Source organism: Diaphorobacter sp. B2A2W2 (genome assembly GCF_056730635.1).
Map to the genome: position 1 here is coordinate 134,496 of NZ_JBWZOR010000004.1, position 25,801 is coordinate 160,296.

Consider the following 25,801-nt stretch of genomic DNA (forward strand, 5'->3'; position numbering starts at 1 on the left):
TCCTTTTCGACCGCCATGCCGCGCCTGACACCGACCCGCACCCTGATCGCCCTGGCTTTGCTGGGGCTTGCCGCGACCACCGCCGTCCTGCTGGGCAGCGGCCCCACCCATGCCGAGGACTCCGCACAGGCCGAGGGGCCGCGCCCCGCCCTCACCGTGGCCACCACCCAGCCGCAGCGCGGCAACGTGACCCAGCGGCTGCCGGCCAACGGCAACGTGGCCGCGTGGCAGGAGGCCAGCATTGGCGCCGAGGTGAGCGGCCTGCGGCTGACCGACGTGCGCGTGAACGTGGGCGACACGGTGCGCGCCGGCCAGGTGCTGGCCACCTTCGCGCCCGAGACCATCGAGGCCGACGTGGCCCAGGCCCGCGCCAGCCTGCTGGAGGCCCGCGCCGCCCAGGCCGAGGCGCAGGCCAACGCCGACCGCGCCAACACCCTGAGCGCCTCGGGTGCGCTGAGCCAGCAGCAGATCCAGCAATACGCCACCGGCGCGCAGACCGCGCAGGCCCGCGTGGCGGCGGCACAGGCGGCGCTCAACGCCCAGCAGCTGCGCCTGAAACACACCCAGGTATTGGCGCCCGACAGCGGCGTGATCTCCGCGCGCACGGCCACCGTGGGCGCGGTGGTGGGTGCGGGCACCGAGCTGTTTCGCATGGTGCGCAAGGGCCGGCTGGAGTGGCGCGCGGAGGTCACCTCCAGCGAGCTGCCCCGCATCCGTCCCGGTGCCAAGGCGGTGGTGACGGCCGCCAGCGGCGCGCAGGTGGAAGGCACGGTGCGCATGCTGGCCCCGACGGTGGACCCGCAGACGCGCAATGCGCTGGTGTACGTGGACCTGCCGGCGCACCCCGAGATAAGGGCGGGCATGTTCGCGCGCGGCGAGTTCCTGCTGGGCGAGCGCGACGCGCTGCTGGTGCCCCTGTCGGCCGTGGTGGTGCGCGACGGCTTCTCGCACGTGTTCGAGGTAGGCACGGACTCGCGCGTGGCCATGCACCGCGTGCAGACCGGTGCGCGCAGCGGCGAGCGCGTGGCCATCACCTCGGGCCTGGCGCCCCAGGCGCGCATCGTGGCGCGCGGCGGCGCCTTCCTGAACGACGGCGACCTGGTGCGCGTGCAGGCTGCGCCTGCCGAAGATTCAGCACCAAAAGAGGCTGCAGCGCCCGTCCCTCAAGCGCAAGCAGCTAGCAAATAAGGAGCGACCATGAACCTCTCCGCCTGGTCGATCCGCAACCCCATCCCGGCGGCCATGCTGTTCGTGCTGCTCACGCTGGCCGGACTGCTGGCCTTCCGGTCCATGAAGGTGCAGAACTTTCCCGACATGGACCTGCCCGTGGTCATGGTCACGGCCTCCCTGCCCGGCGCGGCGCCGGGGCAGCTGGAGAGCGACGTGGCGCGCAAGATCGAGAACGCCATCGCCACCACCCAGGGGCTCAAGCACATCACCTCCACGCTGACCGACGGCACAGCCACCATCGCGGCCGAGTTCCAGCTCGAAAAACCCGTGCAGGAGGCGGTGGACGACGTGCGCTCGGCCGTCTCGCGCGTGCGCTCCGATCTGCCCGCGGACCTGCGCGACCCCATCATCACCAAGCTGGAACTGTCCAGCCAGCCCATCCTGGCGTTCGCCATCGCCTCGAACCAGCTGGACGACGAGGCGCTGTCCTGGTTCGTGGACGACACCCTCACGCGCCGGCTGCTGGCCGTGCCCGGCGTGGGCGCGGTCAACCGCGTGGGCGGCGTGGCGCGCGAGGTGCGCGTGGCGCTGGACCCGCTCAAGCTGCAGGCGCTGGGCGCCACCGCGGCCGAAGTCTCGCGCCAGCTGCGCCAGGTGCAGGTGGAAAGCGCTGGCGGCCGCGCCGAGCTGGGCGGGGCCGAGCAGCCGCTACGCACGCTGGCCACGGTGCAGACGGCGCAGGAGATCGCGGCGCTGGAGATCGCGTTGTCCGGCGGCCGCCATGTCCGCCTGGACCAGGTGGCCACCGTGACCGACACCGTGGCCGAGCCACGCACCGCCGCGCTGCTGGGCGACAAACCGGTCATCGGCTTCGAGGTCTCGCGCAGCCGCGGCGCCAGCGAGGTGGAGGTGGGCGCGGGCGTGCAGCGCGCGCTGGACCAGTTAATGGCCGAGCACCCGCACCTGCAGCTCACGCGCACGGTGGATTTCGTGGACATCGCACAGGACGAGTACGACAGCTCGATGAAGCTGCTGTACGAGGGCGCCATCCTCGCGGTGGTGGTGGTGTGGCTGTTCCTGCGCGACTGGCGCGCCACCATCGTGTCCGCCGTGGCGCTGCCGCTGTCGGTGATACCCGCCTTCATCGGCATGCACCTGCTGGGCTTTTCCATCAACATCATCACGCTGCTGGCGCTGTCGCTGGTGGTGGGCATCCTGGTGGACGATGCCATCGTGGAGGTGGAGAACATCGTGCGCCACCTGCGCATGGGCAAAACGCCGTACCAGGCGGCCATGGAGGCCGCCGACGAGATCGGCCTGGCCGTGATCGCCACCACCTTCACGCTGATCGCCGTGTTCCTGCCCACCGCGTTCATGAGCGGCATCGCCGGGCGGTTCTTCAAACAGTTCGGCTGGACGGCGGCGCTGGCGGTGTTCGCCTCGCTCGTCGTGGCGCGCCTGCTCACGCCGATGATGGCCGCCTACATCATGAAGCCCATGGTGGGCCACGAGAAGGAGCCCCGCTGGCTGGCCGCGTACATGCGTGCCTCGCACTGGTGCCTGAAGCATCGCGTCCTCACGCTGCTGGGCGCGCTGCTGTTCTTCGTCGGTTCCCTGGCGCTGATCCCGCTGCTGCCCTCGGGTTTCATCCCGGCGGACGACAACGCCCAGACCCAGGTCACGCTGGAGCTGCCGCCCGGCGCGAAGCTGGCCGACACGCGCGCCGTGGTGGCCCTGGCCACCGAGCGCGCCATGGGCGTGGGCCATGTGGAGAGCATCTACACCACGATCGGCGGCGGCTCGGCCGGGGCCGACCCCTTCGCCGGCGCGGGTGCGGGCGACCCGCGCAAGGCCACGCTCACGCTGCGCATGACGCCGCGGGGCGAGCGCCCGCGCAAGCAGGAGATCGAGCAGCGCCTGCGCGCCGCCATGCAAGAGCTGCCCGGCGTGCGCGTGAAGGTAGGCCTGGGCGGCTCCAACGACAAGTACATCCTGGCGCTGGCCAGCGAAGACCCGCAGGCGCTCGCGGCCGCCGCCCGCGCGGTGGAGCGGGACATCCGCACCATCGCGGGCATCGGCGGCGTGAGCTCCACGGCCAGCCTGGTGCGCCCGGAGATCGCCGTGCGCCCCGACTTCGCCCGCGCCGCCGACCTGGGGGTCACCAGCAGCGCCATCGCAGAGACGCTGCGCGTGGCCACCGTGGGCGACTACGACCAGTACCTGCCCAAGCTCAACCTGGCGCAGCGGCAGGTGCCCATCGTCGTGCGCCTGGAGGATGCTGCGCGCGAAGACCTGTCGGTGCTGGAGCGCCTCACGGTGCCCGGCGCGCACGGCCCGGTGCGCCTGGGCGAGGTGGCCGAGCTGTCGCTGGCCGGCGGCCCCGCGGTCATCAGCCGCTACGACCGCTCGCGCAACGTGAACTTCGAGATCGAGTTGGGCGAGCGCGGCCTGGGCGAGGTGACCGAGGCCGTGCGCCAGCTGCCCGCCGTACGGGGCCTGCCTGCCAGCGTGCGCCTGATCGACGTGGGCGACGCCGAGATGATGGGCGAGCTGTTCGCCAGCTTCGGCCTGGCCATGCTCACCGGCGTGGTGTGCATCTATATCGTGCTGGTGCTACTGTTCAAGGACTTCCTGCAGCCGGTCACCATCCTCGCGGCGCTGCCGCTGTCGCTGGGCGGGGCGTTCGTCGCGCTGCTGCTGGCCGGCAAGAGCTTCTCCATGCCGTCGCTCATCGGGCTCATCATGCTCATGGGCATCGCCACGAAGAACTCCATCCTGCTCGTGGAATACGCCATCGTGGCGCGGCGCCACGGCATGAGCCGCATGGACGCGCTGCTGGACGCCTGCCACAAGCGCGCGCGCCCCATCATCATGACCACGCTGGCCATGGGCGCCGGCATGATGCCCATTGCCCTGGCGCTGGGCGGCGCGGACATGAGCTTCCGCTCCCCCATGGCCGTGGCCGTGATCGGCGGCCTCATCACCTCCACGGTGCTCAGCCTGCTGGTGGTGCCGGCGGTGTTCACCTATGTGGACGACTTCGAGCAATGGCTGCGCCACCGGGTACTGCGTCGTCCCCATGCGCGCGAGGCGCAGGCAGGCGAGGCGCGGGCCCCCAGCTAGGGTCTAGCGTGTTTAGGGCTCCAGCGCTTTGACAGCAAGCGCTGGAAGCTATATTTTCAATAGCAATTATCCGGCATCGAGGGCGGTCAGATCGCAACAAGGTGAAACCCATGCTTTCAGCATGGTCGATAGCCAAAAACTTTTTCGCCGCCTGCAGACATGGTGCAATGGCGGCGTGTACGGGCTTTTGCCCTCCCCGCCATCCCTGCACCATGCCACGCCTGACCTTGCCGCTGCTCCTATGCGCCACGCTGCTGGGCCCCGCCGCCCAGGCGGCGGATGTTGCGGCGACTCCCGCAGTAGACGCCCAGGCCTGCCCCGCCCTGCTGCAGCACACCGTGCCGCGCCTGCAGGACGAGGCGCCGCAGGCCTTGTGCCAATACGCCGGCAAGGTGCTGCTGGTGGTCAACACGGCCAGCTACTGCGGCTTCACCGGCCAATACCAAGGCCTGGAAGAGCTGTACGCGCGCTACCGCGACCAAGGGCTGGTGGTGCTGGGCTTTCCGTCGAACGACTTTGCACAAGAAACCGGCAGTAACACCGAGATCGCCCAGTTCTGCGAAAACACGTTTGGCGTGCGCTTCCCGATGTTTGCCAAGAGCCACGTGAAGGGCGGCGAAGCCCTGCCGCTGTACCGCCAGCTCGCCGCAGCGTCCGCGGGGCAGACGCCACGGTGGAACTTCCACAAGTACCTGGTCAGCCGTTCGGGCAAGGTGGTGGGAAGCTACGGAAGTTCGGTGGAACCCCACAGCAAAGCGCTGATCCAGGCCATCGAGCAGCAACTGGCGGCGCCGCGTTGAGTCTTGGTGAAATTTTTTTGAATTTTTTTATGGGTGAGATCTGGAACTTTTTACCACCACCCCCACTCTAGGAGCTAACCGTGGCCGCGAGTCCATCGCGGCGTGATCCGATAACCGTTTTTAACGTTGCGAAGCCTTCCAGGCCCGGCCTGGTTGCAACCCTGGGGCGCTTCTCCTCCCTCCCTCTCTTCATTCGTTTCGGGGCGCTTCGCAACTTTTTTTATTCCGCAGCAAAAAGCGCGCACTTCCTCACGGAAGGCGCGCTTTTTCTTTAGGCCCAGTGGGTCGGCGGTTCAGCGCGGCTGGGTGTCGATGAAACTCTGGCGCTGCATCAGCTTGTCCATCAGGCGGGCCAGGTTGGGGTGGTCCGCGCGCCAGGCGATGTCAGGAAAGCGGAACTCCAGCCACCCGAGCGCGCTGCCGACGGCAATGTCCGACAGCGTAAGGTGGATGCCGCTGCAATAAGGCTTGTCGCCCAGCCCCTTGCTCATGGACTGCAGGCTGGCGCGCGCCTTGGCGAGCTGCCGGTCGATCCACGCCTGGCTGCGCTCACCGTCCTGACGGCCGGCCCAGGTGGCCTCCAGGCGCGCGAGGATGGCGGCGTCCAGCAGGCCGTCGGCCAGCGCCTCCCAGGTCTTGACCTCGGCGCGCTCGCGCCCCAGGGCGGGAATGAGCTTGCCCACGGGGGACAGCGTGTCCAGGTACTCCACGATCACGCGCGAATCGAACACCGCCTCACCGCCCTCCATGATCAGGCAGGGCACCTTGCCCAGCGGGTTGGACGCGCTGATGGCCGTGTCGTCGGCCCACACGTTCTCCTCGACGAACTGGTAATCCAGCTTTTTCTCGGCCAGCACCACGCGCACCTTGCGCACGTAGGGGCTCGTATTCGATCCGATCAGTTTCATGGTGGTGTGCAGCGCCTGGGGGGATGGGGTTGGTCGGGTGAGCGCGATTCTAGGGGCGGGCGCGCCGGCCGGCCGCGGCCCTTCGGCATTCCAGGCGCCCACCTACAATGACGGCCCATGAGCCTGTCCACCATCACCGCCCTGTCGCCCCTTGACGGCCGCTACGCCGCCAAACTCTCCGCCCTGCGTCCCATCATGAGCGAGCACGGTTACATGCACCGCCGCGTGCAGGTGGAGGTGGCCTGGTTCATCGCGCTGTCGGACGCGGGATTCGCGGAGTTCAAGCCGCTGTCCACCGGCGCGCGCGCCTACCTGCTGGGCCTGGTGAAGAACTTCTCCGAGGCCGACGCGAGCGCCATCAAGGACATCGAGAAGACCACCAACCACGACGTGAAGGCGGTCGAATACTGGATCAAGTCCAAGTTCGAGGCCCGCCCCGAACTGGAGAAGGCTGCCGAGTTCGTGCACTTCGCCTGCACCAGCGAGGACATCAACAACACCAGCCATGCGCTGCAGATCCGCTCGGGCCGCGACCAGGTCATCCTGCCGGGCCTGGACCGCATCGTGCTCAAGCTGCGCGAGATGGCCCACCAGTTTGCCGACGTGCCCATGCTCAGCCGCACCCACGGCCAGACCGCCAGCCCCACCACGGTGGGCAAGGAGCTGGCCAACGTGGTCGTGCGCCTGCAGGCGGCCTGCGAGCGCATCGCGGCGGTGAAGATCCTGGGCAAGATGAACGGCGCCGTGGGCAACTACAACGCCCACCTGTCGGCCTGGCCCGACTTCGACTGGGAAGCCTTCAGCCGCAAGGTCGTGGAGACGCCCGAGCCGCTGGGCCTGGGCCTCACCTTCCAGCCCTACAGCATCCAGATCGAACCGCACGACTACATGGCCGAGCTGTTCGACGCCATCGCCCGCGCCAACACCATCCTGGTGGACCTCTCGCGCGACATCTGGGGCTACGTGAGCCTGGGCTACTTCAAGCAAAAGCTCAAGGCGGGCGAGATCGGCTCGTCCACCATGCCCCACAAAGTCAATCCCATCGACTTCGAGAACGCCGAGGGCAACCTGGGCCTGGCCAATGCGCTGCTCAGGCACCTGTCCGAAAAGCTGCCCATCAGCCGCTGGCAGCGCGACCTCACCGACAGTACCGTGCTGCGCAACATCGGCGTGGCGCTGGGCTACGCCGCGCTGGCCTATACCTCGCTGATGACCGGCCTGAACAAGCTGGAGCTGAACGAAGAAGCCCTGGCCGACGACCTCAACACCAGCTGGGAAGTGCTGGCCGAGCCCATCCAGACCGTGATGCGCCGCTACGGCGTGCAGGGCGCGTACGAGAAGCTCAAGGAAGTCACGCGCGGCAAGACCGTGACGGCCGAGGCGCTGCACGCGCTGATCAACGGCCTGGAGATCCCCCAAGCCGACAAGGACCGCCTGCTGGCCATGACGCCGGGCAGCTATACCGGCAAGGCGGCCGAGCTGGCGCGCCGCGTCTGATCCAGCCGGTTTGAGCCTTTTTGCCTGCCCGCGCTTGCCAGTCAAGCGCGGGCAGCTCTCATTTTGAAAGCATCCCATGGCCCTCAAGTCCACCATCTTCAAGGCGAACCTGCAAATCGCGGACATCGACCACGGCTACTACGCCGACCATGCACTCACCCTGGCGCGCCACCCCAGCGAAACCGACGAGCGCATGATGGTGCGGCTGGCCGCCTTGGCGCTGCAGGCCCATGAACTGCAGGACACCTGCCAGGGCGATGGCACGCTGGCGTTCGGCGCGGGCCTGTCCGATCCGGAGGATCCGGACGTATCGCTGACCGACTTCACGGGTCGCAAGCGGTTGTGGATCGAGGTCGGGCAGCCCGAGGACAAGCCGCTGACCAAGGCCTGCAGCAAATCCGATGCGGTCATCGTTTATTGTTTTCACCACGCAGCCGAGGTGTGGTGGAAGGGCATCGAGAACAAGCTCACGCGGCTGGACAAGCTGCAGGTCTGGCGCCTGCCCGCCGACGCCGCCCAGCAGCTGGCGACACTGGCCGAGCGCAGCATGCAGCTGCAGGCGACGGTGCAGGAAGGCGGCCTCACGCTGAGCAGCACCCTGGGCAGCGTGCATGTGGAACCGCTGCGCTGGAAGTAACATGGCGTTTTGAGCAAAAACACCTCTAGCGCCCGACCAACAAGCGCCACCAGCTCCTGAACAAATAGCAATCTACTGCGGCATCAAGGCGCCGCAATTCCAGCACTGCTCGAAGCCGCCCTCGATCGCCTCGCCGCACGCGTGGCAGCGCCACTGGCGCTGCGGCAGATGCTGGAACTCCCGCAACAGCGCACGGGCGCGTTCTGCATGTTCGGGGTACGTCAGCCAGATCTCGGGCAGGCACTCCCCTGGCGGCAGGTGGCCCGCCGCCGCGCCCAGATGCTGGCGCTGCACGCTGGCGGGCATGCCGGCCTCGCACAGCAGGTCGCGCCACAGCGTGGCCATGGCGATATCGGGGGCCTGGGTCAAACGCAGCATGCGGCCACCTTAGCCGGCGCGCGCCCCGCCGTAAAGCCGGTCAACCAGCGCCGGGAGCGCCGCCGGCGCAATCGGCGGGGCGCTCAGCCGCACGTTCGGCATAGCGCGTGAAGCGCAGCGCCGCGCCCTCACGGGTGATGCGCCGCCACACGGCGCGCTTGTCCATCGGGCTCATCGCCAACCAGTGCTGCACCTCGGCAAAGCTGCGCCCGCAGCCCTTGCACCATTCATCCCCCTGGCTGGTGGAGCAGATGGCGATGCACGGTGTGTCGGGTGTGGTCTCGTACCAGGCCAGCCACGCCGCCAGCGCCGCGGCGGGCATCTGCTGCGGCGCCACGTCCTCGGCCCGCGCAAACACCATGCGGCCATACACCTCGGCCAGCGCCTCGATTTCCGGCGCCAGTCCCACGCCATCGGGCGATGGGGCGCGGGCGCGCCAATGGTTGATGGCAGCTTCGATATCGGCGATGTGGATGCAGGACATGGCAGGTAAGGGCGCGCCGATGATACCGCCCGCCCCGGTGTGTTCCATGCGCATGGCGGCGGGGCCGCCAGGGCCATTCGCTATGTTTTAAATAGCATGACAGACATATTCCGTCGCGCATCTGGCAACATTTTCTTCAAACCGCCTTGCGCAAAAAACGCCTGCCGCTTGCGCACCGCCCTCGTGCCATGTTCCAATCGCAGGTTCGAAGGGGAGTAGCTCCTGACCTCCAAGTCCTGACGGCCATCGGCCTCGGGGTGCGGAGGCTCTCGGTCTGTCGTCAGTACGAAGCGCACCGCTTCCGGCAGCCCGGGCCCGGCATGCGCCACGCATCGCACGCGGGCTGAGCAAGACCTTTGATGGCCCTGCGGGGCTGATCAAGGCCGTCCTTACCTCTTCGCGCGTCGCAACCCACGCGGGTGGACGAGTCCCTGGTCACCGTGCAGTGTCTCTCTTGCGGAGCCGCCCACCGCCACCTACAGTGGCTGCGGGCCTCCTTTCGGTTACTGATAACGAGGACTTTATGGAATTTCTGACTTCACCCGAGTTCTGGGTTGCACTGGGGCAGATCATCATCATCGACATCCTGCTCGGTGGTGACAACGCCGTGGTGATCGCCCTGGCCTGCCGCAAGCTGCCGCCCGCGCAGCGCACCAAGGGCATCATCTGGGGCACGGCGGGCGCCATCATCCTGCGCGTGGTCCTGATCGCCTTCGCGATGACGCTGCTGAACCTGCCCTTCCTGAAAGTGGTGGGCGCCATCCTGTTGGTATGGATCGGCGTGAAGCTGCTGGCCCCCGACGAGGACGGCCACGGCAGCGTGGCCGAGAGCGACAAGCTGCTGGCCGCCATCAAGACTATCATCGTGGCCGACCTGGTGATGAGCGTGGACAACGTGATCGCCATTGCCGGCGCCGCGCAGAACGCGGGCGACCACTCGCTGCTGCTGGTGGTGCTGGGCCTGCTGATCTCCATCCCGATCATCGTGTGGGGCAGCCAGCTGGTCATCAAGCTCATGGAGCGCTTCCCGGTCATCATCACCGCCGGCGGCATGCTGCTGGGCTGGATCGCCGGCGGCATGCTGGTCTCCGACCCCGCGCTGGCCAACCCCGACAAGTGGCAGTGGATGTTCAAGCTGGAGCAGTCCGACACTCTGAAGTACGCCGCCAGCGTGGCCGGCGCCCTGCTGGTGCTGGTGGTCGGCAAGGCCATCGTCGCGCAGCGCGGCAAGACGGCCCCTGCACAGCACGGCTGAAACAGGCCTTCCTGCACACGCACCCATAGGCCCGACAGGAGATCCGCCATGGACAAGGTCATCGTGTATGTGGACGACGCAGGCTACGCGCGGCAAGTCCTGGAGCCGCTGGCGACCCCCGCCACTGCGGGCACGATCCACTGGGTGCTGGTGGCCTGCGCACCGCGCATGACGCACCGCATCAGCAAATGGGTGAGCCATAGCGCACGCGAGAACTGGCGCGCCAAATGGGCGGACAAGCTGTTTGCCCAGCTGCAGCCCTGGCTGCGGGCGGAGGGTGCACCCATCAGCACGGTACTGGCCAAGGGGCCGCTGCCCGAGCTGCTGGCGCAGCTGCAGGCCGAGCATGGCGCGTGCAGGGTGGTAGACGCCCGTCGCCCCAAGCTGGAACAGGAGGCGAACCTCCTGGCCGACGCAGCGCCCGCCGCCGCGCCGGTCATCGTGCGCAAACCGCCACGGCGCTGGACGGTGCCCGGCTCGCTCGCCAGCCTGGGCCTGCTGTTCATGCTGGCCGCCGACTGATCGGCACGGCCGGACTCGGCAAAACCACGGTTCAGCCCAGCCGGCCCATCGCGTGCAAGCGCAGATGAGCCGGCTTTTTTTTACACGCGCTCATGCCGCATGCGGCGCGGCGCATTCACCGGCCCGGTGCTATGCTGCGCGCCATGCGACTACTGCTCAAATGGCTGCTGAGCGCGGCCGCCCTGCTTTGCGTGGCCTACCTCTACAGCGGCGTGGAGGTGCGCAGCTTCGGCGCTGCGCTGATCGCGGCCTTTGTGATTGGCCTGTTCAACGTGGTGCTGCGCCCGGTCCTCGTGGTGCTGACGCTGCCGGTGACCATCGTCACCATCGGGCTGTTCCTCTTCGTGATCAACGCGCTCATGTTCTGGGCCGCCGCCTCGGTGCTGGGCGACGGTTTCCAGGTACACGGCTTTACCGCCGCGCTGATCGGTTCGCTGATCTACTCTCTGCTGGGCATGCTGATCGAATCAGCGCTCGGCGGCCTGTTCCTTAAGAAGTGACTCCACCGCACGCAGCCGCGTGTCGATGATCGACGCTTCGATGTAATCCCCCGCCGCGCTGCTGCGCCGCGCAAGGTCCTGCCCCGCCTTGAAACGATCCACCGCGGCCGCGTAGTCATAGCGTGCGGCGTGTGCCTCGGCCTCGGCGCGCACGGCGCGCAGGGGCTGCCCCTGCTGTTGCCATACCTGCGCCAGCGCCTGCCAGACGGTCGCGTCCCGAGGATGCGTGGCCACCCAGGTCTGCAAGGGCCCCGCCATCTCGCCTGCCGCGCCCGTGCGCAGCAGGGCCTGGGTGCGCAGCAGCATCTCTGGCCGTGCGGGCGCGGGCGCGCTGGGCACACCGCTGCCTTCCGTGACGACGCTGCCCTGCAGGTACGTCAGCGCCGCGGGCGCGTCGCCCGCAGCCAGCTCCAACTCAGCACCCAGCAGGCGCGCCTGGCGCAACGCGGCAGCATCGGTACCTGCGCTGGACTGCAGCGCACGCAACGCCTTGCGCGCAGCCGCCATGTCGCCCAACTGCACCGCGCTGAGGGTGGCCGCATACCAGGCCGCCACCCGCTGCGGTGCGGGCCGTGCGGCAAAGCCGGCGTCCTGCGGCTCGGCAACCCACTGTCGCCAAGCGTCGACACCGGGGCGCATCAGCACGCGCGCGCGCGCAGCCATCATCAGGTGCTCCAGCGTAGCCCGCGCGGGCTGCGCCGCACCCGGCGGAATGCGGCTGTGCATGTCCGCAATGCGCTGCGTAGTCAAGGGGTGGCTGCGCAGGTAGGGCCAACTGCCGTTGTCGTTGATGCGGTTGGCCTGCTGCAGCTTGTCGAACATGCCCACGAAACCCTGCGGCGCAAAGCCAGCGGGCGCCATCAGGCCGTAGCCCACACGGTCGGCCTCGCGCTCCATGTCACGCGAGAAGTTCAGCTGGCTCTGCACGGCCAGCGCCTGCCCGCCCACCATCAGGGCCTGGGCCGCATCGGGGCTGCGGCTCGCAGCCAGCGCGCCGAGGATCAGCGCACCCAGCATCAGCGGCGTCTGCCGCCCCTGCTGCGCGATCAGGCGTGAAATATGGCGCTGGGTGACATGGCTGAGTTCGTGTGCCAGGACCGACGCGAGCTCGTCGCGCGTGCTCACCACGCCGATCAGCCCGAGGTGCACGCCGAAGTAGCCGCCCGGCAGGGCAAATGCGTTCACCGTACGGTCTCGACCCAGCAAGATCTCCCAGGCAAAGCGTTCCTCGAGTTCGGGCGACAACTCCCCCCGCGCCTTGGCAGCCTGCACCAGTGGCTGGAACAGGCCCTGCACATACTCATTGAGCACCGCGTCATCGATGTAATCCGGGTCGCGGTACAGCTCGCGGATGATGCGGTCGCCCAGCTTGCGCTCGGCACTGGTCGTCATCTCGAGGCCATCTCCCAATGTGGGCAGCGATGGCTGTGCCACCACAGCCGGTGCTTGCAGAGAGCCAAATGCTATAAAAAAAGAAGCTGTCAGCGCTTTCCAGCTGGGCGCTGGGAGCCAATTTTGTAGAGAACCTTGCACAAAACTCCTCCACCCGCGGGAACGGGCCGGCCATCAATCGCGGCCATCTGCACATGGCCGTATGATGCCCCGGCCATTGGAATGTTTCGCACCCGGTTGTAAACCCCCCTTATGACAACGTCCCCCTCCCCCCTCACCCACTTCGACGCCCAAGGCCAAGCCCACATGGTGGACGTCGGCGCCAAACCGGCCACGCACCGCGTGGCCATTGCCACGGGCCGCATCGAGATGCAGCCCGCCACACTGGCGCTGGTCGAGTCGGGCACCGCCAAGAAGGGCGACGTGCTCGGCGTAGCGCGCATCGCCGGCATCATGGCAGCCAAGAAGACCAGCGAGCTGATCCCGCTATGCCACCCCTTGGCCCTCACCCGCGTGGCCGTGGAGTTCGAACTGCTGCCTTCCGACAGCGCTGTGCAATGCACGGCTACGGTGGAAACCGTGGGGCCTACCGGGGTGGAGATGGAGGCCCTGACCGCCGTGCAGGTAGCGCTGCTCACCGTTTATGACATGTGCAAGGCGGCGGACAAGCGGATGGTGATGACGGGGGTCAGGGTGCTGGAGAAGCATGGCGGGAAATCGGGTAGCTTTGTGAAGTGAGATAAACCAGATCCCGCCCCATCGTCAATTGGGTACCGGCCGCCCACTTGCTAGTCGGATTTGACTCCGTGCCCTAGCTCACCAGAGCCAAGCTGGTAGGTTCGCTTTCTGGCCTAGGTGACGACGCAGTTTCCGCTAAGTGCGTGTCGTCCACTTTGTGGCAAAAAATCTTTACTCGTGCACCTCGAAGCCATCTCCTGGCAAAAAACCCAAAACGTGCGCGGATTTGTCCAACACCGCCACCCATTCCTGCTTGTGCAATACGGGTAAAAATAATGCTTCGTCCACTGTCAGTCCATGCTTACTCAGCAAGTGCTTGGCATCATCCTCAGTGGCTGGATAGTTGACAATAAACGCTTTCAACGGTTTGGCACGCGCCAAGGCCTTGGCTTGGTATGCTGTGTCGTAGGGTACGTAGAAGTTGGGTCGCTGTGAGTAATCCCGCCCACCGAACGTCGATTCAAGCATCACATCTTGGCGTTCTTGCGCATCTCTGGGATCCCGGATACCGACTGTCACGGGCCCCTTTAGCCAATGCGGACGTAATGACGCAGCAAGCTGGTCAATGGCTTGGTGTACATCCGCGTCGCCGTAGTCACCTGATGTAATGACGCGGAAACGATCCACCTCGTGTACCAGAAATAATGGGCGCGCCTGGTGGACTATATAGACGCCATAGGTCAACGCTGCCAGTTGAATGAAGACCACCAGCGACATGTCGGTCAGCAATTCCCGGCGCGGTTTTCTGGGATTGAACAACACCATTGTCAGCATGGGACCGCAGACCACATCGACGCTCACCAAAATGAGGAACAGAGTAAGCCCTCCTGAGAGCAGGCCATACGGGTGGGGATACCAAACAAGAAAAACGAGTACGGCTGCAAACGCGGCCACGAATATCGAGGCCAGGAAATGAAACAACGCAGCCCTGGCGGCGGCTCGAATACGCAGAGAGAACGACATGATGAAATGGGAGAATCTGTCAGCGGCACTCAGCGGGCAGGTATTTGGCAGGTAGGGTGCCAAGCGTCACATTGGTCATACCGCGCGTTGCAGCAGTTATTGATGTATTCCCCGCGCAGGCCCAATCGATAGACTCATTGGAGGCGGCAGTAGGCGCAGCATTGTTCACATTAGGGGATAAGGTGAAAGTTAACCCATTGAGCCCCGAGGGGATGCCATTGCCAGAGTTGGCCGCCACCGTTACGAAGATAGGCCAAGCCCCGTCAGAGGCATAGGGCGTACAAGCAGCGCCAACTGCTCCGGCGACGCCCACGCAGATATTAGCTACGTATTTTGACTGTTTACCCAACACAGGACTGAGATTTATAGCCGTAGCCGCAGCATCCAACCCTGCAGCACGGTTCTGCGTATAGCCTTCAGCGAGATGATTCTTGGCCACAGATCCAGCCACCAATGCCTCCGAAAATTTTGCACGGATGGCGTAGTCTTGGTATGCAGGTATGGCTATGGCGGCCAGAATGCCGATGATGGCCACGACAATCATCAGTTCGATCAAAGTAAAGCCTTTAATGGAGCGTACAGCCATAGGGTAGCCTCATCCCAAACACGGAGCGCCAAAAGTAGGGAAAAAAAGAGGGTGCCGCGGGGCACCCTCTTACATAGCTCATGTCAAGCCCTACTGATCTGCAAGGCTTAGCATGAATTACTTAACGGCACTCAGCCGGTGCGTACTTTGCGGGCAGAGGCGTACCAGGCACCACTGGTGCGTTGGCAGCGGTGAATCGCGCAGTAGCGGTTACGACCGTAGAACTGCCGCAGGCCCAATCAACAGCCCCAGCCGACGTTGCCGTAGGGCTGGCAAGCGCGCCACCATTATTCACCAAAGGCCGGAAAGAAATCACGTTGTCATTAAGGCCCGTAGGAATGCCGTTATTTGCCGTGGCCAGGATAGCTACGTTGATTTGCCAAGGCGCACCGCCGCCGTGGGCAGCGCAAAGCGCACCGCCTGCCGGAGGCTGATCAACGCAAATATTGCCAACATACTTGGACTGCTTCTCCTGAAACGCAGTGGTATTAATACCGGCCGCAGCTGCGTCCAATGCAGTAATACCGCCTGTTTGAAATGCCTCACTGATCACAGCTTTGGCGGAGGTGGCAGCAATCACGCCTTCGGATACCTTAGCGCGGATGCTGTAGTCTTGGTAGGCAGGCAAAGCCACGGCAGCCAGAATACCGATGATCGCCACCACGATCATCAATTCGATCAGAGTGAAACCTTGTTGCAGGGTACGCTTCATAAATCCTCCTCAGAATTAGGTAATAGCCCCCGCAGAGGAATCCTGCGGGTTGGGAAAACTTGAGCAGCTTCTGTGCCAACATCAGAATGCAACCAAACGTTGCAGCGCGCGACATTTTTCACCCGTTTCCCAGACTCCGCAAAGGAAAAGTCTAACCAATCGGTCACACGTCGACACATTTGTCACCCCAAGGTGTTCTACGTGGAGAACTACGCAGTTCGGTTTGTTAGAAGCAGCATGGCATTCTGCGACCCGCGGCAGCACCCTTTCTCCCATCAGGCGCTAACGGCTTTTAAAAGCGAAGAGCTAATGATCGCCACACTAGCGTTGCCCTCTGCACGCTCTAGCCCTGCACAAACTCCATCTCAGTGCTGGCCAGAGCGATGCGGTCACCATTCTTGAGAGTTATGGGGTCCACTCCAATGCGCGTACCGTTCAGGAACGGAAAGTCCCCACCCTCCACATGAGCCAGCACAAAGCCACTGTGCCGCTTGGTGATGGATGCCACGGCCACGCCAGGCTTGCCAATGGTGGTAACCACTTTTGTCAGAGCCACCTCACGGCCGGCGGCGGGGCCGTTCATCACCCGTACGGCGGCGCTCAGCACGACTGGCGCAGGGGCCGCAGGCTTGCCCAGCGGCGGCAACATGCCGGGCTTGAAGACCATCGTCTTCTCATAGTCATGACCAGGCTCTTCGTGCAGGAAGCGGATCTTGTACTTCCCCAATTCCACCGTGTCGCCGTTGCGCAAAGGCTGTCGCTTGATGGCCTTGCCATTGACATAAGTGCCGTTGGTGCTGCCCAGATCCTCCACTTCTACATCGTCCCCATTCATGAGGAAGACCGCATGTTCACCACTGACGGCAAGGTTGTCGATGACCACGTCGTTGTAGGGGCGGCGGCCTACCGTTGTGCGTTCCTTGGTGAAGGTAACTTCCTTGATGACAACTCCATCGATCGACACGACCATTCTGGGCATGATCACTTTTCCTTATCCAAACAACTTAGCTAGTAGAGGGAAGTAGCAATTTCCGGGCACAGGCAAATGAAGCCCTGGCGGTCGGGCTGAGCTTGGCGGAAAGGTCACGAGGTGCGCAGCAGGCGCGCCATGAGGCCGCCGCGTTTTTTGGAGTCCTGAGCGAGTTGCGTTTGCGCCAGCACTACGCTGATGTTGTCCCGCCCTCCCATGGCGTTGGCCATGGCCACCATGCGCGCTGCTTTATCTTGTAGCGCAATGGGCATCCGCGCCAGTTCGGCCAAATCTTCGTCACTCAACATATCCGTCAGGCCGTCGGAGCAAAGAATGAACAAGTCACCGGGCTCGACAGGAAATTCGTTGATTTCTATGTGCACGGACACATCCACCCCCAGCGCCCGTGTCACCAGGTTGCGCTGCCCCGAAACGGCTGCTTGTGCCGGCGTGAGCAGTCCCAGGTCGATCTGCTCCTGCAACCACGAGTGGTCGCGCGTGATCTGCCGCAAGAGGCCCTCGCGCCACCGGTAGCAGCGCGAATCACCGATGTGGCCGAGAATGAGCCGGTCGTCACGGAACACGCCGACGACCAGCGTGGTACCCATTCCAAGGTACTGCGGGTTGGACATCGAGGCGCCGAGGATCGCGTGGTTCGCGTTGTCCACACAGGCCTCTAGTGCATGCCGTACATCCGAAGGTGATGCCGCGGAGCCGTCGCCTTGCAGCCAGCGGACCATCTCGGTGCCGATGTAGGTGATCGCCATCCCGGCAGCCACCTCGCCCGCGTTGTAGCCCCCCATGCCGTCGGCCAGGATGACCATCTGCGCCGTCTCATGGATGGCCACAGCGTCTTCGTTGTTGGAGCGCACCCGCCCCGTGTCCGTCAACGCGCAGAATTCGTAGCTCAGCATCGGCAGAGGTTTCATAAGAGACTCCCGCGATACGCCTCACGCGAAAGCGCTTTACATGCGGTTGAGGAGGGCATCGCTCCATATCCCTCACAACCAGCATTGCGGGACTGCGCATCATAGTCGAGGCGCACGGGGCGACAGGTCCGTCATGATGTTGAACGCGTGCAAGCCAGGCCCGTTGACGTGTGTTGCAAAAGAGGCCCTACGCAGCCCTTCTTGGCTGCCATTTTTGCTACTTCATGGACATGTCCGTCAGGTCGCGGCACATTCCCGTCGCACTAACGCGCGCCAGCCTTTTCAGGCCTGCCGAGGTTCGCCGCGGGATTGCATCAGCTTGCCCACCATCACCACCAGCACGGCGCCCGCTATGGCGGCTACGTAGTGGAGCCACGGATGACCCATCGCGTAATCGTGAAGCAAGTTGTCGTTGACGATGGTCTCGCCTCCCACCCAACCGATCAACGCGGCCCCCAGCGTGACGATGACGGGAAAGCGTTCCATGAGCTTGATCATCAGGGTGGAGCCGAAGATCACCAGCGGTATGCTGATGGCCAACCCCAGGACGAGCAGCACCATGTTCCCCTGGGCCGTCGCGGCGACGGCGATGACGTTGTCCAGGCTCATCACCAGGTCGGCAATCAGGATGGTGCGGATGGCCGCGAACATGCCCCCTGCGGATTTGGATGCGCCGTCATCTTCCTCTTCGCCCGTGAGGAGTTGATAACCAATCCACAGCAGCAGACAGCCCCCGACGATCTGCAGGAAGGACAGCTCCAGCAGCTTGGCGGCCACTACCGTCAATACGATGCGCAACACCACTGCCGCGCCGGAGCCGAACATGACGGCCTTCTTCTGCTGCTGCGGAGGCAGCGAACGCGCCGCCAAGGCGATGACGACAGCGTTGTCGCCCGACAAAATGATGTTGATCCAGACGATCTTCACCAGGCCGATCCAGAAATCGGCATTGCTCAAGTACTCCATTGATGGCTCCAGTGTTATGAATCGAAAACGCCAGCCTGGGTTAACCAAGCTGGCGTTTCTTTTGTGTTGGAGCTGACAGTGTAGAGAGGGTAGACCCTCTCGCGCGTGCGTAATTTTGCGTAACCTGGCGCGCTACACCGCGCCACGCTCGCGGATTACAGCAGGCCCTTGAGCAGACGAGCCATCTCGGAAGGATTGCGGGTAATGGTGAAACCGCACTCTTCCATGATGGCCAGCTTGGCGTCGGCTGTATCGGCGCCGCCGGAGATCAGCGCGCCCGCATGGCCCATGCGCTTGCCCGGAGGAGCGGTCACGCCGGCGATGAAGCCCACGATGGGTTTCTTCATATTGGCCTTGCACCAGCGGGCAGCTTCTGCCTCGTCGGGGCCGCCGATCTCGCCGATCATGATCACGGCGTCGGTGTCAGGATCGTCGTTGAAAGCCTTCATCACGTCGATGTGCTTGAGGCCGTTGATCGGGTCGCCGCCGATGCCGACGGCGGACGACTGGCCGATGCCCAGTTCGGTCAACTGTGCCACGGCTTCGTAGGTCAGCGTGCCGGAACGGCTCACCACGCCCACACGGCCCTTCTTGTGGATGTGACCGGGCATGATGCCGATCTTGATCTCGTCCGGCGTGATCAGGCCAGGGCAGTTGGGGCCCAGCAGCAGCGTGCGCTTGCCGCCAGCGGCTTCCTTGGCCTTCATCTTGTTGCGCACTTCAAGCATGTCGCGCACGGGAATGCCTTCGGTGATGCAGATCGCCAGGTCCAGGTCGGCCTCGACGGCTTCCCAGATGGCGGCAGCCGCGCCTGCGGGCGGCACGTAGATCACGGAGACGGTAGCACCGGTTTCCTTGGCGGCTTCCTTGACCGACCCAAAGATTGGAATGTCAAAAATCTTCTCGCCGGCCTTCTTGGGGTTCACACCTGCCACGAAGCAGTTCTTGCCGTTGGCGTATTCCTGGCACTTTTCCGTGTGGAACTGACCGGTCTTGCCGGTGATGCCCTGGGTGATGACCTTGGTGTCTTTGTTGATGTAGATCGACATGTTTTATCTCCGGGCCTGCTTAACGGACGGCTTCGACAATCTTCGTGGCGGCTTCCGCCATGGTGTCGGCGCTGATGATGGGCAGGCCGGATTCGGCCAGCATCTTCTTGCCCAGCTCTTCGTTCGTGCCCTTCATGCGCACGACCAGCGGCACCTGCAGGTTCACGGCCTTGCAGGCGGTGATCACGCCGGTGGCGATGGTGTCGCACTTCATGATGCCGCCGAAGATGTTGACCAGAATGCCCTTGACCTTGGGGTTCTTGAGCATGATCTTGAAGGCTTCGGTGACCTTCTCGGGGGTGGCGCCGCCACCCACGTCCAGGAAGTTGGCCGGCTCGCCGCCAAACAGCTTGATGGTGTCCATAGTGGCCATGGCCAGGCCCGCGCCGTTCACCAGGCAGCCGATGTTGCCGTCCAGGGAGATGTAGGCCAGATCGAACTTGGAGGCCTCGACTTCCGCCGGATCTTCCTCGTCCAGGTCGCGCAGAGCCACGATTTCCGGGTGGCGGAACAGCGCGTTGGCGTCGAAGTTGAACTTCGCGTCCAAGGCCATCAGGTTGCCCTTGGAGTCGCAATTCAGCGGGTTGATCTCGACCAGGGACGCGTCGGTGTCCATGTAGCACTTGTAGAGCTTGGCGAACAGGTCCACCGCCTGGTCCACCGAAGCACCCGTCAGGCCGATGGCTGCGGCCACCTTCTTGGACTGCTCGGGCGTGATGCCGGTCAGGGGGTCGATCATCTCGGTGATGATCTTCTCGGGCGTGGAGTGGGCCACTTCCTCGATGTCCATGCCGCCTTCGCTGGAAGCGATCAGCGCCACTTTCTGCGTGCCGCGGTCGGTGACCAGGGACACATACAGTTCGTTCTTGATGTCGGCGCCATCTTCAATGTACAGGCGGCGCACCTTTTGCCCTTCAGGGCCAGTCTGGTGCGTGACCAGTTGCATGCCTAGGATCTCGCTGGCGCGTGCCTTCACGTCATCAATGGTCTTGGCCACCTTCACGCCACCGCCCTTGCCACGGCCACCGGCGTGGATCTGGGCCTTCACGACCCACACGGGGCCGCCGAGCTTTTGTGCGGCTTCCACGGCTTCTTGCACCGTGAAAGCGGGGATGCCACGCGGGACGGGCACGCCGAAACTGCGCAAGATTTCCTTGCCTTGGTATTCGTGAATCTTCATGAGGTCTCTCTCAGGGGAAGGATGGTGTTTGTACCCGTTCTGCCGAAGAGCGGAAATACAGCCGCATGCTCGGGAATGGCAGCCGGTAAATGTATCATGCTGCGACGCACCATTGATGTGGATATAACTTACGCCCCCGGCCCCACCCCTGGGCCGGCCCTTGCAGGAGCTACTCGATGTCCAAGGTCTTTATTGATGGCGAGGCAGGCACCACCGGCCTGCAGATTCGTGAGCGCCTGCAGGCCATGCCCCAGGTGGAGTTGGTCAGCATCGCCCCCGAACTGCGCAAGGACGCCGCCGCCAAGCGCGCACTGATCGCCGGTGTGGACCTGGTCGTGCTGTGCCTGCACGACGATGCCGCGCGCGAAACAGTCGCGCTGGTGGACGCCACCACTGCCGAGACCGGCCGCGCCATCAAGATCATTGATGCCTCTACCGCCCACCGCACGGCGCCGGGCTGGGTGTTCGGCTTTCCCGAACTGGCACCCGGCCAGTTGGAGGCCGTGCGCAGCGCCACGCGCGTATCCAACCCCGGCTGCTATGCCACCGGCGCCATCGCCCTGCTGCGCCCGCTGGTCGACGCCGGCCTGGTGCCCGCCGACCACCCGCTGGCGCTGCCGTCGGTGAGCGGCTACTCCGGCGGCGGCCGTACGATGATCGAGGCCTACGAGCAAGGCCAGGCGGCGCCCTTTGAGCTGTATGCGCTGGGCCTGTCGCACAAGCACCTGCCCGAGATCCTGAAGTACACCGGGCTCACGCGCCGCCCGATCTTCATCCCCTCGGTGGGCAACTTCCGCCAGGGCATGCTGGTGCAACTGCCGCTGCATCTGGATCTGCTACCCGGCCAGCCGAAGGCGGCGGACCTGCACGACGCACTGGCGGCCCATTACGCCAAGAGCAATACGCCCGAGCAGTGGGTGAAGGTGCTGCCGCCCACCGAGGACGGCAAGCTCGATGCCCTCGCGCTCAACGACACCAACCAGTTGGAACTGCGCGTGTTCGCCAATGAGAGCTACCGCCACGCCGTGCTGGTGGCGCGCCTGGACAACCTGGGTAAGGGCGCGAGCGGCGCCGCGGTGCAGAACCTGCGGTTGATGCTCGGGCTATAACATCAAAAAACATAGCTGCCTGCGCTTATTTCATCCAGCTTTCAACGGAAAAATCCTTTGAAATGGATGTATAGCAAGCGCGAACAGCTCATTTTTATATAGCAAACACATGCCCGTACCGCGCCGGCTGATCCGCCGAGCGGTCAAGGCCACGCGGCAAGCCCCCGCCCCGCAGGCGTGCGCCACGAAGCGCGCACTGCCGTCGCTGCTTTAGGCCTGCCCCGTGCGCTGGAACAGCCCGCCGGGCAGGCGCGCCACCCGTCCCTCCAGTTCCAGCTCCAGCAGCCGTACTTGCAGCGTGGCGGCATCCAGCCCCGTGCGCGCCACCAGCGCGTCCAGCCCCAGTGGATCGAACCCCAGCGCATCCAGCACACATTGATACGACGGCGCGAGGGGCTCCTCGGACGCGGGCTGTTCCGCGGGGATGGCGGCTGCCGGCGCATGCCAGCGCAGTTCTTCCAGCACATCCTGCGCCGACTCCACCAGCTTGGCGCCCTGGCGTATCAGCGCGTGGCAACCACGCGACTGGGGCGCGTGGATGGAGCCGGGTATGGCGAACACCTCGCGCCCCTGCTCGGCCGCGAGCCGCGCGGTGATCAGCGAGCCCGAGGCCAGCGCCGCCTCCACCACCAGAGTGCCCTGCGACAGGCCGGAGATGATGCGGTTGCGCTTGGGAAAATTGGCCGGCAACGGCGGCGTGCCCAGCGGGTATTCGCTGACCAGCAGGCCGTGGCGTGCGATGCGGTGGGCCAGCTCCTTGTTGGCACGCGGGTACACCCGGTCCAGCCCGGTGCCCACGATGGCAATGGTGGCGGGCGCGGCACCGTCGGGCGGATCGATCAGCGCGCCCTCGTGCGCCGCCGCGTCGATGCCCAACGCCAGGCCCGAAACGATGCACAAACCCGCCTCCCGCAGAGCGCGTGCGAACTGCCGCGCATGGTCCGCCCCCTGGGCCGTGGGGTTGCGGCTACCCACCATGGCCAGGCTGTGCGCCGGCGCGAACGGCGCGCCGCCCTGCACGAACTGCGGAGCACCCAGCAGGTACAGCAGCAGCGGCGGATCCTCGGTGGCCAGCAACGCAGGAGGATAGGCCTCGTCACCCAGCGTGACGAGGCCGTGCGCCGGCTGCGCGGGCGCCCGCCCGTCCAGCAGCCACTGCCACGTCCGCTCGGTCAGCACCTCCAGCTCCTCGGGCACGCGGGCGAGCGCGCGCGCCTGCGCCGTGGTGACGCAGGACTGCCAGGCCCTCTCGCCCTGCGCAAAGATGTTCTGGGGAAGGCCGAACGCGGCCAGCAGCCTGCGCGCGGCACCGTTGCCCACGCCAGGCGTGAGCGTCAGTCGCAGCCAGGCGGCCAGTTCGTCGCGTTGCATGCGCGGTGACAAGGCGGGGGAGCGGCCGCCCGCAGGTGGCGGCGCCCGGGGCTTACTCGGGGTTGACCAGACGGTCGCCCACACGCACCGCCTGCTGCGACTGCAGGATCAGGGCGTAGGACACGCGGTCGAACGTTAGGAACACCATCGCCACGCCATTGCTCTCGCTGGGGAGGCGCACCATGGCGCGCTGCTCGTCGGTCTTGTCCTTGAAGCGCTCGCCCTTGGTGAGCAGCTGCAGCACATGGCCGGCTTCCATGCCGTCGCGCGTACCGCGGTTGATGGTGATTACCTGGTTCTGGCCGGCGTTGGCCACGGCCGCGCTGCCGTAGATCGACACCACGCTGGCATCCACGGGGCCCTGCGGTGCCCGCGGGGTGTAGCTGTTGAAGCTGCGCTGCGGTGCGGGCAACAGGCGGTCGCCGGCGCGGATCTCTTCCTTCGCGCCCCTCAGGTCCACCGTGGCGGGAACGATGTCCACCGCTGTGCCGTGGGCTTGCCCCTCCAGCACTTCCCCCCGGCCCTCGCTGGAACTCTTGCCCCGCGCTACATCGCGCTGGGGCACGGGAGTGGTAGTTTCACTGCGCACCAGTTCGGCGCGGCCGACATACTGCGCTTCGTAGCCCAGCACCTCACCAGTGTGTGGATCCTTCAGCGGAATGGCGTTGCGGAACACACGGTACTGGCGCGGCACGCCAGGCGCCATCACGAGGGGACTGCCTTCAGGGCCGCGCACGTAGGCGCGGTCGCCGTTGGCCATGATCATGCGTTCGTCGCGCGTGGCCACGATGCGCGGGGCCTGCTGCAGTGTGAGCTCGTCCACCACCAGAGGCTCGACGAGGAAGGGTTCGATCAGGTGCGGCTTGAGCGTGGGCAGCGCCGTGCCGGCCAGGCTGTCATAGCGCGTGCGCGGCGACACGCGCACGGTCTCGGGCGCGCCTTTGCGGCTGGTGCTCAGGCGGGCATAGCCGTCCACCTTTTCCAGGTACAGCGTCTGGCCCGGGAAAATCAGGTGCGGGTTGGGAATGGACTGCAGATTCATGCCCCACAGTTCCGGCCAGCGCCAGGGGCGCTTCAAATACATGCCGGAAATACCCCACAGCGTGTCTCCGCGTTTCACCACGTAGGTATCGGGCGCATTGGCGGCCAATTCGGACAGGGGAACGCCGCGTGAGGCCACCTGCTGCGCGGTGGCGCGCTGCTCGGAGGTAATCGGGTAATTTTGGGCCTGCGCCGCCGGTGCCATGGCGGCACCCGCCAACAAAGCCAGTGCGCCGAGCGCCGTCACGCGCATACGGGCCTGAGCCGCCATATTGTTCCTCGTGTCATTCATTGGAAAAACGCCCCTCTCGCTGCGGTGCAGTTAATTGTTTTACAGAAGAAACTGCCGCGAATACATTACAAACCATTTGAGATTCTGTGCCCAAGCCCTTGATCGGGCAACGATTATTGTGATTGGGCCCCGCAATGGCGGGCAAAAGTGGCGAAAATAGCGACATATTGAGCGCTCTGCCATGGCAATTCTTCCGATTCTCTGTTACCCCGATCCTCGCCTGCACAAGGTAGCCCAGCCCGTGACGGCGGTGGATGAGCGCGTGCGCGCCATCGTGGACGATATGTTCGCCACCATGTACGACGCCCATGGCATCGGCCTGGCCGCCACGCAGGTCGATGTGCACGAGCGCATCGTGGTGATCGACGTCTCCGAAGAGCGCGACACGCCGCTGGTGCTGATCAACCCCGAGATCACCTGGGCCAGTGCCGAGAAACAGGTGGGCGACGAGGGCTGCCTGTCGGTGCCTGGCATCTACGATGGCGTGGAGCGCTCCACTGCCGTGCACGTGCGCGCGCTGGACCGCGACGGCCAGCCGCGCGTGATCGAGGCCGAGGGCCTGCTGGCCGTGTGCATCCAGCACGAGATGGACCACCTGCTGGGCAAGGTGTTTGTGGAATACCTGTCGCCCTTGAAGCGCAACCGCATCAAGACCAAGCTGTTGAAGCAGCAAAAGCAGGCCGAACGCGCATGACCCCGCTGCCGGCGCACGCAACCGCACCGCGCCGGCTCCGCTGGAGCGCACTGCTGCTGGCTGTTTTTTTGGCGGGCTGCGCCGTACCCGAATGGCAGAAAACAGGCACGCCGCGGGCGGACATCGAGCGCACCATGGGCGCACCCACGCTGACCGTAATGCTCCCGGAAGGCGGAGAACGGCTGGTCTGCAGCCGCCAGCCCGCAGGCCAACAGGTCTACCACCTCGACTTTGACGCCCGGCAACGCCTGGTGCGCGTGGAGCAGGTACTGACGCTGGAGCACTTCCATGCGCTGCGCAATGGCGTCGATACGCGCGCAGCCGTGCGACGCACCTTCGGCCCGCCTGCGCTGGTGGAGAAGGTGGCACGCTTCAATGGCGATATCTGGACCTACCGCTTTCGTGACAATGGAGAGCCCCGCCAGGCCCATGTGCACATCGACCCGACGGGCGTCGTGCGGCGCGTGATGTTCACGGACGAGCGGCTGAACGACAACGATCCCTTTCACTGAGCCCCACCCCGGGGCCGCTATTC

General features: G+C 65.1%; 26 protein-coding genes. 12 read left to right on the forward strand and 14 right to left on the reverse strand.

Annotation, left to right across the window (positions count from 1 at the left end):
* Positions 1-15 precede the first annotated feature (15 nt).
* The 3 genes from AC1PPL_RS09280 (at position 16) to AC1PPL_RS09290 (ending at position 5,093) form a co-directional block, all read left to right on the forward strand.
* Complete coding sequence (locus AC1PPL_RS09280; protein ID WP_312792620.1) at positions 16-1,188, forward strand: efflux RND transporter periplasmic adaptor subunit; 1,173 nt, start codon at positions 16-18, stop codon at positions 1,186-1,188.
* Positions 1,189-1,197: 9 nt separating this feature from the next.
* A complete protein-coding gene (locus AC1PPL_RS09285; RefSeq protein ID WP_479973126.1) occupies positions 1,198-4,293 on the forward strand; it encodes an efflux RND transporter permease subunit in 3,096 nt (1,031 codons plus the stop codon).
* Positions 4,294-4,505: 212 nt separating this feature from the next.
* The gene (locus AC1PPL_RS09290) at positions 4,506-5,093 is read left to right on the forward strand and encodes a glutathione peroxidase (protein WP_041836126.1); all 588 of its coding nucleotides are present in this window, start codon (positions 4,506-4,508) and stop codon (positions 5,091-5,093) included.
* A gap of 293 nt (positions 5,094-5,386) precedes the next feature.
* On the opposite strand, the gene AC1PPL_RS09295 is transcribed toward AC1PPL_RS09290, so the two are convergent.
* The gene (locus AC1PPL_RS09295; RefSeq protein WP_287965125.1) at positions 5,387-6,001 is read right to left on the reverse strand and encodes a glutathione S-transferase family protein; all 615 of its coding nucleotides are present in this window, start codon (positions 5,999-6,001) and stop codon (positions 5,387-5,389) included.
* A 117-nt stretch (positions 6,002-6,118) separates the two neighbouring features.
* Here AC1PPL_RS09295 and purB point away from each other — a divergent pair, with 117 nt between their 5' ends.
* A complete protein-coding gene (gene purB / locus AC1PPL_RS09300) occupies positions 6,119-7,498 on the forward strand; it encodes an adenylosuccinate lyase (RefSeq protein ID WP_011807109.1) in 1,380 nt (459 codons plus the stop codon).
* Between the two features lie 76 nt (positions 7,499-7,574).
* Entirely contained in the window at positions 7,575-8,135 is a 561-nt protein-coding gene (locus AC1PPL_RS09305; protein ID WP_011807110.1) for a YaeQ family protein, read from the forward strand.
* 72 nt (positions 8,136-8,207) lie between these two features.
* Here the strand turns inward: AC1PPL_RS09305 and AC1PPL_RS09310 are convergent, their stop codons facing one another.
* Entirely contained in the window at positions 8,208-8,513 is a 306-nt protein-coding gene (locus tag AC1PPL_RS09310) for a putative signal transducing protein (protein WP_011807111.1), read from the reverse strand.
* Positions 8,514-8,553: 40 nt separating this feature from the next.
* Entirely contained in the window at positions 8,554-8,997 is a 444-nt protein-coding gene (locus tag AC1PPL_RS09315) for a DUF3717 domain-containing protein (protein WP_287740334.1), read from the reverse strand.
* 523 nt (positions 8,998-9,520) lie between these two features.
* On the opposite strand from AC1PPL_RS09315, the gene AC1PPL_RS09320 reads away from it, so the two are divergent.
* The 3 genes from AC1PPL_RS09320 to AC1PPL_RS09330 all read left to right on the forward strand — a co-directional run bounded on the left by AC1PPL_RS09320 (position 9,521) and on the right by AC1PPL_RS09330 (position 11,274).
* Complete coding sequence (locus tag AC1PPL_RS09320) at positions 9,521-10,252, forward strand: TerC family protein (RefSeq protein WP_011807113.1); 732 nt, start codon at positions 9,521-9,523, stop codon at positions 10,250-10,252.
* Positions 10,253-10,300: 48 nt separating this feature from the next.
* Positions 10,301-10,774 (forward strand): hypothetical protein, encoded by a 474-nt coding sequence (locus AC1PPL_RS09325; protein WP_287740335.1) that lies wholly within the window; start codon positions 10,301-10,303, stop codon positions 10,772-10,774.
* 143 nt (positions 10,775-10,917) lie between these two features.
* A complete protein-coding gene (locus tag AC1PPL_RS09330) occupies positions 10,918-11,274 on the forward strand; it encodes a phage holin family protein (protein ID WP_041836445.1) in 357 nt (118 codons plus the stop codon).
* Here AC1PPL_RS09330 and AC1PPL_RS09335 read toward each other — a convergent pair.
* Positions 11,242-12,807, reverse strand: coding sequence for a M48 family metalloprotease (locus AC1PPL_RS09335; protein WP_252101461.1), 1,566 nt, complete (start codon positions 12,805-12,807; stop codon positions 11,242-11,244). The two genes, AC1PPL_RS09330 and AC1PPL_RS09335, sit on opposite strands and share 33 nt — an antisense overlap.
* Before the next feature lie 111 nt (positions 12,808-12,918).
* Here AC1PPL_RS09335 and moaC point away from each other — a divergent pair, with 111 nt between their 5' ends.
* Positions 12,919-13,404: a cyclic pyranopterin monophosphate synthase MoaC gene (gene moaC / locus AC1PPL_RS09340; RefSeq protein WP_479973127.1), complete on the forward strand. Its 486-nt coding sequence runs from the start codon at positions 12,919-12,921 to the stop codon at positions 13,402-13,404.
* A gap of 171 nt (positions 13,405-13,575) precedes the next feature.
* Here moaC and AC1PPL_RS09345 read toward each other — a convergent pair whose 3' ends face one another.
* From AC1PPL_RS09345 to sucC, 8 genes are all read right to left on the reverse strand, one after another.
* Positions 13,576-14,367, reverse strand: coding sequence for a pilus assembly protein (locus tag AC1PPL_RS09345; protein WP_479973128.1), 792 nt, complete (start codon positions 14,365-14,367; stop codon positions 13,576-13,578).
* A gap of 19 nt (positions 14,368-14,386) precedes the next feature.
* On the reverse strand, positions 14,387-14,953 hold the full coding sequence (locus AC1PPL_RS09350; RefSeq protein ID WP_479973129.1) for a pilin: 567 nt from the start codon (positions 14,951-14,953) through the stop codon (positions 14,387-14,389).
* Positions 14,954-15,074: 121 nt separating this feature from the next.
* Positions 15,075-15,665, reverse strand: a complete 591-nt coding sequence (locus tag AC1PPL_RS09355; RefSeq protein WP_479973130.1) for a pilin — start codon at positions 15,663-15,665, stop codon at positions 15,075-15,077.
* A 343-nt stretch (positions 15,666-16,008) separates the two neighbouring features.
* Entirely contained in the window at positions 16,009-16,644 is a 636-nt protein-coding gene (locus tag AC1PPL_RS09360) for an FHA domain-containing protein (RefSeq protein ID WP_287951835.1), read from the reverse strand.
* Between the two features lie 104 nt (positions 16,645-16,748).
* Positions 16,749-17,564 carry a Stp1/IreP family PP2C-type Ser/Thr phosphatase gene (locus AC1PPL_RS09365; RefSeq protein ID WP_479973131.1) on the reverse strand — a complete coding sequence of 272 codons (816 nt, stop codon included), beginning with the start codon at positions 17,562-17,564 and terminating at the stop codon, positions 16,749-16,751.
* Between the two features lie 282 nt (positions 17,565-17,846).
* Positions 17,847-18,530 carry a TerC family protein gene (locus tag AC1PPL_RS09370; protein WP_312564301.1) on the reverse strand — a complete coding sequence of 228 codons (684 nt, stop codon included), beginning with the start codon at positions 18,528-18,530 and terminating at the stop codon, positions 17,847-17,849.
* Positions 18,531-18,685: 155 nt separating this feature from the next.
* Complete coding sequence (gene sucD / locus AC1PPL_RS09375; RefSeq protein ID WP_312564303.1) at positions 18,686-19,579, reverse strand: succinate--CoA ligase subunit alpha; 894 nt, start codon at positions 19,577-19,579, stop codon at positions 18,686-18,688.
* A gap of 19 nt (positions 19,580-19,598) precedes the next feature.
* A complete protein-coding gene (gene sucC, locus AC1PPL_RS09380; protein ID WP_011807128.1) occupies positions 19,599-20,759 on the reverse strand; it encodes an ADP-forming succinate--CoA ligase subunit beta in 1,161 nt (386 codons plus the stop codon).
* A gap of 176 nt (positions 20,760-20,935) precedes the next feature.
* Here sucC and argC point away from each other — a divergent pair, with 176 nt between their 5' ends.
* Entirely contained in the window at positions 20,936-21,868 is a 933-nt protein-coding gene (gene argC / locus AC1PPL_RS09385) for an N-acetyl-gamma-glutamyl-phosphate reductase (protein WP_479973132.1), read from the forward strand.
* Between the two features lie 210 nt (positions 21,869-22,078).
* Here the strand turns inward: argC and dprA are convergent, their stop codons facing one another.
* Complete coding sequence (gene dprA / locus AC1PPL_RS09390) at positions 22,079-23,239, reverse strand: DNA-processing protein DprA (protein WP_479973133.1); 1,161 nt, start codon at positions 23,237-23,239, stop codon at positions 22,079-22,081.
* Positions 23,240-23,291: 52 nt separating this feature from the next.
* The gene (locus AC1PPL_RS09395; RefSeq protein ID WP_479973134.1) at positions 23,292-24,551 is read right to left on the reverse strand and encodes a LysM peptidoglycan-binding domain-containing protein; all 1,260 of its coding nucleotides are present in this window, start codon (positions 24,549-24,551) and stop codon (positions 23,292-23,294) included.
* A 202-nt stretch (positions 24,552-24,753) separates the two neighbouring features.
* On the opposite strand from AC1PPL_RS09395, the gene def reads away from it, so the two are divergent.
* Positions 24,754-25,266 (forward strand): peptide deformylase, encoded by a 513-nt coding sequence (gene def, locus AC1PPL_RS09400; protein WP_011807132.1) that lies wholly within the window; start codon positions 24,754-24,756, stop codon positions 25,264-25,266.
* A complete protein-coding gene (locus tag AC1PPL_RS09405) occupies positions 25,263-25,778 on the forward strand; it encodes a hypothetical protein (RefSeq protein WP_479973135.1) in 516 nt (171 codons plus the stop codon). Before def ends, AC1PPL_RS09405 begins: the two co-directional genes overlap by 4 nt.
* Positions 25,779-25,801 lie beyond the last annotated feature (23 nt).

Excerpts from the sequence above, each read along its gene's own strand:
- AC1PPL_RS09280 (WP_312792620.1), top strand. The coding sequence starts at position 16 with ATGCCGCGCCTGACACCGACCCGCACCCTGATCGCCCTGGCTTTGCTG.
- sucD (WP_312564303.1), bottom strand. The coding sequence starts at position 19,579 with ATGTCGATCTACATCAACAAAGACACCAAGGTCATCACCCAGGGCATC.
- AC1PPL_RS09320 (WP_011807113.1), top strand. The coding sequence starts at position 9,521 with ATGGAATTTCTGACTTCACCCGAGTTCTGGGTTGCACTGGGGCAGATC.
- AC1PPL_RS09330 (WP_041836445.1), top strand. The coding sequence starts at position 10,918 with ATGCGACTACTGCTCAAATGGCTGCTGAGCGCGGCCGCCCTGCTTTGC.
- AC1PPL_RS09285 (WP_479973126.1), top strand. The coding sequence starts at position 1,198 with ATGAACCTCTCCGCCTGGTCGATCCGCAACCCCATCCCGGCGGCCATG.
- AC1PPL_RS09365 (WP_479973131.1), bottom strand. The coding sequence starts at position 17,564 with ATGAAACCTCTGCCGATGCTGAGCTACGAATTCTGCGCGTTGACGGAC.
- AC1PPL_RS09305 (WP_011807110.1), top strand. The coding sequence starts at position 7,575 with ATGGCCCTCAAGTCCACCATCTTCAAGGCGAACCTGCAAATCGCGGAC.
- moaC (WP_479973127.1), top strand. The coding sequence starts at position 12,919 with ATGACAACGTCCCCCTCCCCCCTCACCCACTTCGACGCCCAAGGCCAA.
- AC1PPL_RS09290 (WP_041836126.1), top strand. The coding sequence starts at position 4,506 with ATGCCACGCCTGACCTTGCCGCTGCTCCTATGCGCCACGCTGCTGGGC.
- sucC (WP_011807128.1), bottom strand. The coding sequence starts at position 20,759 with ATGAAGATTCACGAATACCAAGGCAAGGAAATCTTGCGCAGTTTCGGC.
- AC1PPL_RS09405 (WP_479973135.1), top strand. The coding sequence starts at position 25,263 with ATGACCCCGCTGCCGGCGCACGCAACCGCACCGCGCCGGCTCCGCTGG.
- AC1PPL_RS09395 (WP_479973134.1), bottom strand. The coding sequence starts at position 24,551 with ATGGCGGCTCAGGCCCGTATGCGCGTGACGGCGCTCGGCGCACTGGCT.
- def (WP_011807132.1), top strand. The coding sequence starts at position 24,754 with ATGGCAATTCTTCCGATTCTCTGTTACCCCGATCCTCGCCTGCACAAG.
- AC1PPL_RS09345 (WP_479973128.1), bottom strand. The coding sequence starts at position 14,367 with ATGTCGTTCTCTCTGCGTATTCGAGCCGCCGCCAGGGCTGCGTTGTTT.
- AC1PPL_RS09360 (WP_287951835.1), bottom strand. The coding sequence starts at position 16,644 with ATGCCCAGAATGGTCGTGTCGATCGATGGAGTTGTCATCAAGGAAGTT.
- AC1PPL_RS09370 (WP_312564301.1), bottom strand. The coding sequence starts at position 18,530 with ATGGAGTACTTGAGCAATGCCGATTTCTGGATCGGCCTGGTGAAGATC.
- AC1PPL_RS09295 (WP_287965125.1), bottom strand. The coding sequence starts at position 6,001 with ATGAAACTGATCGGATCGAATACGAGCCCCTACGTGCGCAAGGTGCGC.
- purB (WP_011807109.1), top strand. The coding sequence starts at position 6,119 with ATGAGCCTGTCCACCATCACCGCCCTGTCGCCCCTTGACGGCCGCTAC.
- AC1PPL_RS09350 (WP_479973129.1), bottom strand. The coding sequence starts at position 14,953 with ATGGCTGTACGCTCCATTAAAGGCTTTACTTTGATCGAACTGATGATT.
- AC1PPL_RS09355 (WP_479973130.1), bottom strand. The coding sequence starts at position 15,665 with ATGAAGCGTACCCTGCAACAAGGTTTCACTCTGATCGAATTGATGATC.
- AC1PPL_RS09310 (WP_011807111.1), bottom strand. The coding sequence starts at position 8,513 with ATGCTGCGTTTGACCCAGGCCCCCGATATCGCCATGGCCACGCTGTGG.
- argC (WP_479973132.1), top strand. The coding sequence starts at position 20,936 with ATGTCCAAGGTCTTTATTGATGGCGAGGCAGGCACCACCGGCCTGCAG.
- AC1PPL_RS09315 (WP_287740334.1), bottom strand. The coding sequence starts at position 8,997 with ATGTCCTGCATCCACATCGCCGATATCGAAGCTGCCATCAACCATTGG.
- dprA (WP_479973133.1), bottom strand. The coding sequence starts at position 23,239 with ATGCAACGCGACGAACTGGCCGCCTGGCTGCGACTGACGCTCACGCCT.
- AC1PPL_RS09325 (WP_287740335.1), top strand. The coding sequence starts at position 10,301 with ATGGACAAGGTCATCGTGTATGTGGACGACGCAGGCTACGCGCGGCAA.